7 protein-coding genes are annotated in these 8726 nt (G+C 65.9%); 3 read left to right on the top strand and 4 right to left on the bottom strand.

The features are described 5' to 3' along the window. Window positions 1-352, bottom strand: a 352-nt coding sequence (locus ACT3T9_RS18670) for an SOS response-associated peptidase (protein ID WP_444607286.1), incomplete at its 3' end; no start/stop codon positions are given. Between the two features lie 177 nt (window positions 353-529). Between ACT3T9_RS18670 and ACT3T9_RS18665 the strand changes: the two genes are divergently transcribed. Together ACT3T9_RS18665 and ACT3T9_RS18660 are read left to right on the top strand one after the other, a co-directional pair. Beyond that, window positions 530-1342: a hypothetical protein gene (locus tag ACT3T9_RS18665; protein WP_444607285.1), complete on the top strand. Its 813-nt coding sequence runs from the start codon at window positions 530-532 to the stop codon at window positions 1340-1342. A 195-nt stretch (window positions 1343-1537) separates the two neighbouring features. Next, window positions 1538-2788, top strand: coding sequence for an IS256 family transposase (locus tag ACT3T9_RS18660; protein ID WP_444607284.1), 1251 nt, complete (start codon window positions 1538-1540; stop codon window positions 2786-2788). A gap of 1333 nt (window positions 2789-4121) precedes the next feature. On the opposite strand, the gene ACT3T9_RS18655 is transcribed toward ACT3T9_RS18660, so the two are convergent. Then, the gene (locus tag ACT3T9_RS18655; RefSeq protein ID WP_444607283.1) at window positions 4122-4529 is read right to left on the bottom strand and encodes a hypothetical protein; all 408 of its coding nucleotides are present in this window, start codon (window positions 4527-4529) and stop codon (window positions 4122-4124) included. A 44-nt stretch (window positions 4530-4573) separates the two neighbouring features. Between ACT3T9_RS18655 and ACT3T9_RS18650 the strand changes: the two genes are divergently transcribed. After that, window positions 4574-7324, top strand: a complete 2751-nt coding sequence (locus ACT3T9_RS18650; RefSeq protein WP_444607282.1) for a DNA methyltransferase — start codon at window positions 4574-4576, stop codon at window positions 7322-7324. 3 nt (window positions 7325-7327) lie between these two features. On the opposite strand, the gene ACT3T9_RS18645 is transcribed toward ACT3T9_RS18650, so the two are convergent. Continuing rightward, window positions 7328-7915, bottom strand: coding sequence for a recombinase family protein (locus ACT3T9_RS18645; RefSeq protein WP_444502839.1), 588 nt, complete (start codon window positions 7913-7915; stop codon window positions 7328-7330). Window positions 7916-8297: 382 nt separating this feature from the next. Beyond that, entirely contained in the window at window positions 8298-8525 is a 228-nt protein-coding gene (locus ACT3T9_RS18640) for a hypothetical protein (RefSeq protein WP_443444223.1), read from the bottom strand. Window positions 8526-8726: the final 201 nt, after the last annotated feature.

The following is an 8726-nucleotide window of genomic DNA, read 5'->3' as shown; positions in this document are numbered from 1 at the left end:
GCTGCTTGCCGTCGTCCATCTCGACCCACTCGTAGTAACCGGTCATCGGCACCACTGCGCGCGAGCTCGCGAAGCCGGCGCGGAACATGCCGTTGGTGTGGGCCGTCTCGAAGCGTGCATTGATGGGCCGCGGACCCTTGTCCTTGGCCCATGCCGGCTTGAAGCCCCAGCGCGCGAACTCGAGCGTGCGCTGCGGCTGGCTGTCGTCATCGATGTGCTCACGGACCACCGGAGCCTTCGTGCGGGGCGCGATCGAGAACACCGCGTCCCAGTCGAACGCCTTCGCGGGCTGCGCGGCGTAGGACCGCAGAAGTCCCTGAGCGTCAACCTCGAGCGCATACCGTCCGCACATGATCTGCCTCCCTTGGGAGTTCTCAAGCAGCGACGACCAGCTAGGGCGTGTCTGCCAATATGTCGGGTGAGTTCGACGAGACGGCGTGATGCACGAGGACGCATGCTGTGTTCGTCGGGGCCAGGTCAGACGGTGAGACACTGGGGCATGTCCTCCGTCAGGCCCAGTGTGCTCTTCGTGACCGATCTGTCGTATGAAGCGCGCGGGCGCCGGTACTGCGATGAGGACATCTATCTGTCCTCTCAATTGCGCCAGTCCTTCGACGTGGCCCTCTGCCACCCCAGGGACGCCCAGGCGCTGATGGACCGATTTGATGTCGTGCTCGTCCGCAACAGCGGGCCGACAATCTACTACCCGCAGCAGTACCAGGCGTTCCGCGAACATGCCCTCGCCACCGGTGCACGGGTCTTCAACGAGCTGACAGGCAAAGCCGACATGGCCGGCAAACAGTACCTCGTGGACCTGTCCCGCTCCGGCTATCCGGTGATCCCCACGGTGGAGAGCGTCGAGGACCTGGACCGGCTCCCGGACTGCGAGGCCTACGTGGTCAAGCCCAAGTTCGGCGCCGATTCGGTGGGCCTGAGGATCCTCGACCTGTCGCAGATCCGCGGTATCGACGATGCCGACGTGCTCATCCAGCCGTGCGTCGAGATCGACTACGAAGTCTCGTTCTACTTCATCGACCGCACCTTCGAATACGCGCTGTACGCACCCGATTCCACGCAGCGCTGGCGACTGGACGCGTACGAGCCGACCCAGGCCGACCTGGGATTCGCCCAGCGCTTCATCGACTGGAACGGGATGGCTCACGGCATCCAGCGCGTCGACGCGTGCCGCACCGCCGACGGTGAGCTACTGCTGGTCGAGCTGGAGGACCTCAACCCCTACCTGTCGCTGGACAGCATTAGCGATGAACGCCGTCGGAGCTTCGTGCGGCATCTAACAGGCGCGCTGTCGGAACTTGCCTCCACCGACCTGCCGACGCGATAACCAGGGTGTCCTTCCCGGGACGGGTCTGCCTTAGGTGCGTAGCCAGGTGAGGATGGCACAGAGTGTGACGGCCGCAGTTGAGTCCCCGATAGTGGTGTAGCGCGGTGGCCGCCGTGATCGTCTCGGACGTGGGCGCGGCCACCGTGTGATCCTTCGAGTCAACCTTCCACAGAATCCTCGAACGGAGTCATCACGATGACCGCACCTCACATTGTCGACCCTTCCGGCCTGCTCGGTGAAGCCCTGGCCGAGGCGTCACCGGATCTGATGCGCAGCCTGCTGCAGGACGTGATCAACGCCCTGCTCTCCGCGGACGCGGACGCTGTTGCCGGCGCGGAGTACGGGCGGCCCAGCGCTGGTCGTTCTGCGCAGCGCAACGGCTACCGCCATCGCGACCTCGACACACGGGTCGGCACGATCGACGTCGCGGTCCCCAAGCTCCGCACGGGCACCTACTTTCCCGAGTGGCTGCTCGAGCGGCGCAAACGCGCCGAATCCGCGCTGATCACGGTCGTCGCGGACTGCTACCTCGCCGGTGTCTCCACCCGCCGCATGGACAAGCTGGTGAAGACCCTGGGCATCAACTCGCTCTCGAAGTCGCAGGTCAGCAGGATGGCGGAGTCGTTGGACGAGCACGTCGAGCAGTTCCGCCACCGCCCCCTGGACGAGGCCGGGCCCTTCACATTCGTCTCGGCCGACGCGCTGACGATGAAGGTCCGTGAGGGTGGGCGCGTGATCAATGCCGTCGTCCTGCTGGCGACCGGCGTGAACGGCGACGGGCACCGCGAAGTGCTCGGCATGCGGGTTGCGACCAGCGAGACGGGAGCTGCGTGGAACGGCTTCTTCGCCGACCTCGTCGCCCGCGGCCTCGCCGGGGTCCGCCTGGTCACCAGTGACGCGCATGCGGGACTGGTCGAAGCGATCGCCGCGCATCTTCCCGGGGCGGCCTGGCAGCGGTGCCGCACCCACTACGCCGCGAACCTCATGGCCGTGACGCCGAAGAGCATGTGGCCGGCGGTGAAGGCGATGCTGCACAGCGTCTATGACCAGCCCGACGCCGCAGCGGTGAACGCGCAGTTCGAGCGGCTGCTGGACTACGTCAGCGAGAAGCTCCCGGACGTGGCCGAGCACCTCGACGCCGCTCGTGCTGATCTGCTCGCGTTCACGGCGTTCCCCAAGGACGTGTGGATCCAGATCTGGTCGAACAATCCCACCGAGCGTTTGAACAAGGAAATCCGTCGTCGCACGGACTCCGTCGGCATCTTCCCCACCCGCGATGCGATCGTCCGACTCGTCGGCGCGGTGCTGGCCGAACAGACCGATGAGTGGGCCGAAGGACGCCGCTATCTCGGCCTGGATATCCTCGCCCGCTGCCGCCTCACCGTCGTCCCCGACACGAGCACCGAGGAGGTCACCACAAGCTCTCTGCCCGCCCTGACCGCCTGACCCCCAAACGAAGGATCGCTACACCACTTCCCGGGACTTGACCGACGGCCCCGAGCCCTGCCGGAAGCTCTGCACGAGGTCCTCCGGCGCTGCAGGGCGTATCTCCGCGACGGAGACAGGCCTGCAGCTGACCTGACGGATGCTCGGCCTCAGCCTGGATCGATCAGGGAGGTGGAGACGCGGCCGCGCGTCAGAGGCAGCTGACGCGATCTGCACTGGAACGTCTTGCCACTGGATGATTCATGCTCGGTTCAGTGACGCGGCGGTGAGGAAGATTCCGTGCTCATGGAACGCGCGAGGGCTCTGCTGCTGTGCCTCGTCTCGGAAGATTGCCGGCACGTCCGGGAGCCATGGTGGCGTCACCCGCGCCGGGTCCCTCACCCACTCCGGGGCAGTCCACCCATCACGCCCTGAGAGGTGGTCCGCGAGTGCCGCGAAAGCCGCGTCGATCTCGTGCGACCCAGTCGGTTCAGGCTCGCGCGCAAAGACCATCGCCCCAAGGTCCAGCCCCCTGCGTCGGACGGTCGAGGCGTAGTCATCGAGGGACTGGAGGATCCCCGAAGCGCCAGCACGCAGCGAGGGAGTCGCCCTCCGAGAACATCCGGGCGCACTCCCGCGCGTTGCTCCGAGCCGTGTGACGCACGGGGCCGCCGCTCGAAAGAGCGCGCCAATCCACCCCGGGAGCAGACTGAGCCTTTTCGATCAGCTCCCGGACCGAGAGCACCCAGCCTCCGAAGCGCACCGCATCCGCTCCTTCCCGGGCGCCACTCGCCATCAAATCGATCGTATCCACCAGCCCACAACCCTCGGACAGAGCTAGTCGGGCAGTCATGTGAGAGCTCCGCATGCATCAGACCTGGTCAGACTGCGCAGATTTACCCTCAAGCCGGGCACTCCGTACACATCACCCCAGGTCAGGATGCGCAGATTTACCCTCAAGCTGGGCACTCCGTACGCATCACCCCAGGTCAGGATGCGCTGATTTACCCTCACGCCAGCCTCTCCAACTGCGTCACCGCAGGTCAGGCCGCGCTGATGTGGCCTCAGCGCTCGCTGGGTGAGGACCCTGACTCCGACTGCTGGGGTGCTAGCGCCGGCCACCCACGCCGGAACGACTGCCGCGACCCCCCACACCCCTGCAGTTTCGGTCTCGGTCATGGACAGGACACTCATCGCACTCCCCCTCGGGACCACAGACCCCGGACCGGGCTGGAATCGCCGGTCGGACCTCGGAAGTCGGGGACGCTCCTGTCGGGTACGGCTCCCGACGCGCCCCACATCCCTCGACCCGAGGCCGACCACGCTCCCCGGCCTCACCCGTCGTGCTCCTCGCTCAGCGTCGACCGGGGTTCGCGCGGCGGATCGCCTCGTGCCAGTACGGCTCCACGCGTCCGCGTCCGGCGCGGTCTTTCGCGCCCTCGAGGTGCACCCGGGCGGATACCCAGGACATCAAGTGGGGCTGCGCGAGCTCGATGCGGTCCAGCCACTCCTCGACAGTGAGGAGCAGCCGCTCCCCGCCCACGATCACCTGCACAGACTCGTCCGGGACATCGGGGTCCCGCCAGCTGTGGCTCATGGACACCGGGGTGCCACCGGCGACGGCGCGCTGGTAACCGGCGACGACCGACTCGGCCGCGCCGAGCAGGTCCTTTTGCACGTAGTACCGCGGGTATCTCGCGCGCATCTCGCTCGACCGCCCGGCGGGCGGAGCGGGATAGGGAGTGAAGGGCTGGGGGCTCACGGGGCTCAGTGCGCGCTCGGGGCCGGACCTGGGATGATGCATCCATGACCAAGAAGCCTCTCGTACTGCCCGATATCCGCTCCCGAGCAGGAGCTTTCGTGGCGCAATGGCGCGATGCGGAGGGGTATGAGCGTGGCGAGGCGCAGTCGTTCGTACGGGACCTGCTGCGGGTCTTCGGGATCACCCGTTCGACCGCGGCGGTGTACGAGAAGCGTGCACAGCGCGCGTCAACAGGTGGCCAGGGGTACATCGACGCCCTGATCTCCGGAACTGCATTGATCGAGATGAAGTCCGCAGGCGCTGACCTGGTCAAGGCTGAGGCTCAGGCGTTGGACTACATCGAGTCGCTAACGGAGCATGAAAGCCCGGATTTCGTGATCACCAGCGACTTCCGCAGCTTCCGGCTGCTGGATCTCACTGCTGACGCCGGCGAGGACGGGCTGCTCGAGTTCGAGCTCGAGGAGCTGCCGGCCCACGTCGAGGATCTGATGTTCCTGGCCGGCTACCGGCGTGCGAAGTTCGGATCGACGGAGCAAGAAGCCGCGTCGATTACGGCGGCGCAGCTGATGGCGAAGCTGTACGAGCATCTCGAATCGACAGGTTACGACGAGCACCAGGCGTCGATCTTCCTGATCCGCACGCTGTTCTGCCTGTACGCCGACGACTCCGGCCTCTGGGAGCGCGACCTGTTCTCCCGCTACATCGAGGAGCGCACCAGCGAGGACGGCTCCGATCTCGGCGCCCAGCTCACCACGCTCTACCAGGCGCTGAACAGGCCCGAGGAGAAGCGCTACGGGCGCGAGGACGACCTGATCATGGCGTTCCCCTACGTCAACGGCTCCGTCTTCGGCGAGGCCGTGGACATTCCCTACTTCGACCGCGCCTCGCGCGAACTGCTGCTGCAGGCCGCGTACTTCAACTGGTCCAGCATCTCGCCCGCGATCTTCGGCTCCCTGTTCCAGGCCGTGAAGTCCAAGAAGGCCCGCCGCGAACTGGGCGAGCACTACACGACTGAAACGAACATCCTCAAGGTCATCCGCCCGCTGTTCCTCGACGAGCTCGAGGAGCAGTTCACCAAGGCTCACGCGAAGAAGCGCGAGCTCGAGAAGCTGCTAGACCATCTCGGCGCTCTAACGTTCCTCGATCCGGCCTGCGGCTGCGGGAACTTCCTGATCATCGCCTACCGCGAGCTGCGCGCCCTCGAGCTGAGAATCCACGAGCGGCTGCAGGAACTCGACCCGAGCCGCGCACAGCTCTCCCTGGACGCGGAATCGCGCGTCCATGTGCGCCTGTCGCAGTTCTACGGCTTCGAGCTGGAGGAGTGGCCGGCCACCATCGCGCGCACGGCAATGTTCTTGGTCGAGCACCAGGCGAACCAGGCCGTGAACCTCACCCTCGGCTACGCCGTCCCGATGCTCCCTCTGCAGGACTCGGCGCGGATCACCGTGGCAAACGCTCTGCAGGCCGAGTGGTCCGAGGTCATTCCTCCGACCACATCGCTGTACATCATGGGAAACCCGCCGTTCCTCGGCGACAACACCCGCGGCGCCGATCAGCTCGCCGATCTGCGCAACGCCTGGGGCGGCGACAGGGTCCTGTCGCGCATGGACTACGTGACCGGCTGGCACGCCAAGACCCTCGCGCTGTTCGCCAGTCCGCAGTACCGGGGCGAGTGGGCGTTCGTGACCACGAACTCCGTCACCCAAGGTGACCAGGTCCCCCGCCTATACGGCTGGATCTTCGAGGCCGGCTGGCGCATCAAGTCCGCCCATCAGACCTTCGCCTGGTCCAGCGAGGCCCCCGGCGCCGCCGCGGTGCACTGCGTGATCGTCGGCCACACCCAGAACGCGCGGAACAAGCCCCGCCTGTTTGAGTACGAACGTGCCAAGGCTGAGCCGCGCGAGGTCCCCGTCAAGATCGGCATCAACGCTTACTTGCAGGACGCGAAGGACATCCTGGTCGAGAAGCGTTCGAGCATGCTCAGCCCAGTTCTGACGCGGACCGAGTACGGCTCCAAGCCGACAGACGCCGGCAACTTCATCGTCGAGCCCGAGCAGTACGACGAGGTCATGGCGGATCCTGTCGCCGCGAAGTACGTCCACAAGTACGTCGGCGCGCACGAGCTCCTGCATGACGCAGACCGCTGGTGCCTCTGGCTCGACGGGATGGACCCTGCGGATCTCAGTCGTTCCCGCGTACTTCGGGAACGGGTGGAGGCTGTCCGGGCGTTCCGCGCGGCGTCCAAGGCTGCCTCGACGCGGGAGTACCCGCACCATCACCTGTTCCGGCAGCTGGCCAAGCAGGACACGTCCTTCGTGTGCGTACCGCGCCACGTCTCCGAGACTCGGCGCTACTTCACCGTCGCGCTGTTCGACGAGGACGTGATTGCGGGCGATGCGAACTTCACGATCAAGGACCCGGACGGATTCCAGTTCGCCATCATGTCCTCGAGCATGTTCATCACCTGGCAGAAGGCCATCGGAGGCCGCCTCGAGTCACGACTCCGGTTCGCTTCGACGCTGACCTGGTACACCGTTCCCCTGCCCGCTGTAGACCCAGCGGATCGCGAGGCGATCGCAGCAGCCGGCCACAGAGTGCTTGAGGCGCGCGCGCTCCATCCGGAACGGTCACTGGCCGAGCACTACAACCCGCTGGCGATGGACCCTGCTCTGGTGAAGGCACACGACGCCCTAGACAGGCTGGTCGATCGAGCGTTCGGCGCGAAGAAGAAGCTGACCTCAAACGATGACCGCGGCAAGCTCCTGTTCGACCAGTACGCAGCGATGACGGCGTAGCCGTCAGCCGACGGGCAGTGAGGGCTGCTCGAGGTAGCGATACAACGTGTTTCGACTGATCCCGTAGGTACGTGCGATCTGAGCTTTGGGAACCCCGCTCGCGACGGCGTTGCGCATCTCGCGGATCTGCTCGCTGTTGAGCTGGCGTCTGCGTCCTGGGTACTTGCCGGGGGTCTGCTTGGCGATCGCGATGCCCTCGGCCTGTCGCTCTCGGATCATCTCGCGCTCGGACTGCGCCACCGCGGTGATGATGTGGAGGATCAGTCGGGTGGTGAGGTCTCCCCCGCCGGGACGGACCGTGAGCCCTTGGGTGCAGAACTCGACGGTGACGCCCTTCTGGTCGAGCTCTTCCATGATCGTGAGCATGTCGCGGAGCGAGCGGGCGAGCCGGTCGATGGAGGCGACCACGAGGGTGTCCCCCTCCCGCACGTACTTGATGGCCTTCTGTAGCTCGGGGCGTTCAGAGGCCGTGGCGGCGGATTGGTACTCGCTGTAGGTCTTGTCGACCTCTCCGACAGCCTCGAGCTGCCGGTCGAGGTTCTGGCCGGCGGAGGAGACTCGGACGTAGGCAACGCGCTGGGTGGTGGGCATTGCTTACTCGTCCCGCTCAGCGGGGTCGTTCCTGGGCCGCGCCCACCACGACGTCAGCGATATGACGAGGAGGACGACGCCACCCACCGCGAAACCGGGACCTAGCCCCGCCATGAAGGGGCCGTCGGTCAGGCGATCAATAACCCAGAAGATCATGCCGACACAAAGGAAGATGATCCCTCTTGGTCGGAGCCGCTTCCAGTACGGGGTCGTCTTGCCGTTCCTCGCCATCTCCACACCCATCTCTCGTCATGTCGTTGGCGGCGGACTGGTACTCGCCGCACGCCGTGTCGACGCTGCTGATCGCCTCGAGCTACCGGTCGAGGTTCTGGCCGACGGGTAAGACTCGGACGTAGGCAACGCGCTGCGTAGTCGGCATCGTCTACTCCTCCGTGCGCTGCCGTTCGCGGCGCTCCCGCGACCACTTCACCGCGGCGACACCCCATATAAGCAGTGAGCCGCCAATGGAGATGAGCCCGACGTTGCCCCATCGCAGCTCGCCGTCGACAAGGGCGATGAGGAGCGTTCCGACAACACCGACCGCCGCAAGCGCTGCCCCGTTGGTGCGCAGCTGGCGCCAGGACGGCAAGCTCGACAGCGAAATGGACATACGGCAATGATGCCCCACTGAAGTGGTCGGCACGCCGACGTGACCACAAGTGTCCTGAAATCACCGCCGAGGACCCTATCGGGAACCGTACGCCTCCTGAATCCCGGGTGTCATGTTGGGGTATACCCCAAAGAAGCATCTGGCCCGTGACACCCATGTCACCGACCTCGTCCGCTGCCCAGAGTCTCGGCGTCCACAGAG

Source organism: Brachybacterium sp. AOP29-B2-41 (assembly GCF_052378395.1).
Lineage (GTDB): Bacteria > Actinomycetota > Actinomycetes > Actinomycetales > Dermabacteraceae > Brachybacterium.
The sequence above is the reverse complement of the archived record's forward strand: the minus strand, read 5'-3'. Positions and strand labels throughout refer to the sequence as shown.

What these genes read in the sequence shown, in the direction of transcription:
- ACT3T9_RS18645 (WP_444502839.1), bottom strand. Translation starts at nt 7,915, where the DNA reads ATGCCCACCACCCAGCGCGTTGCCTACGTCCGAGTCTCCTCCGCCGGC.
- ACT3T9_RS18650 (WP_444607282.1), top strand. Translation starts at nt 4,574, where the DNA reads ATGACCAAGAAGCCTCTCGTACTGCCCGATATCCGCTCCCGAGCAGGA.
- ACT3T9_RS18640 (WP_443444223.1), bottom strand. Translation starts at nt 8,525, where the DNA reads ATGTCCATTTCGCTGTCGAGCTTGCCGTCCTGGCGCCAGCTGCGCACC.
- ACT3T9_RS18660 (WP_444607284.1), top strand. Translation starts at nt 1,538, where the DNA reads ATGACCGCACCTCACATTGTCGACCCTTCCGGCCTGCTCGGTGAAGCC.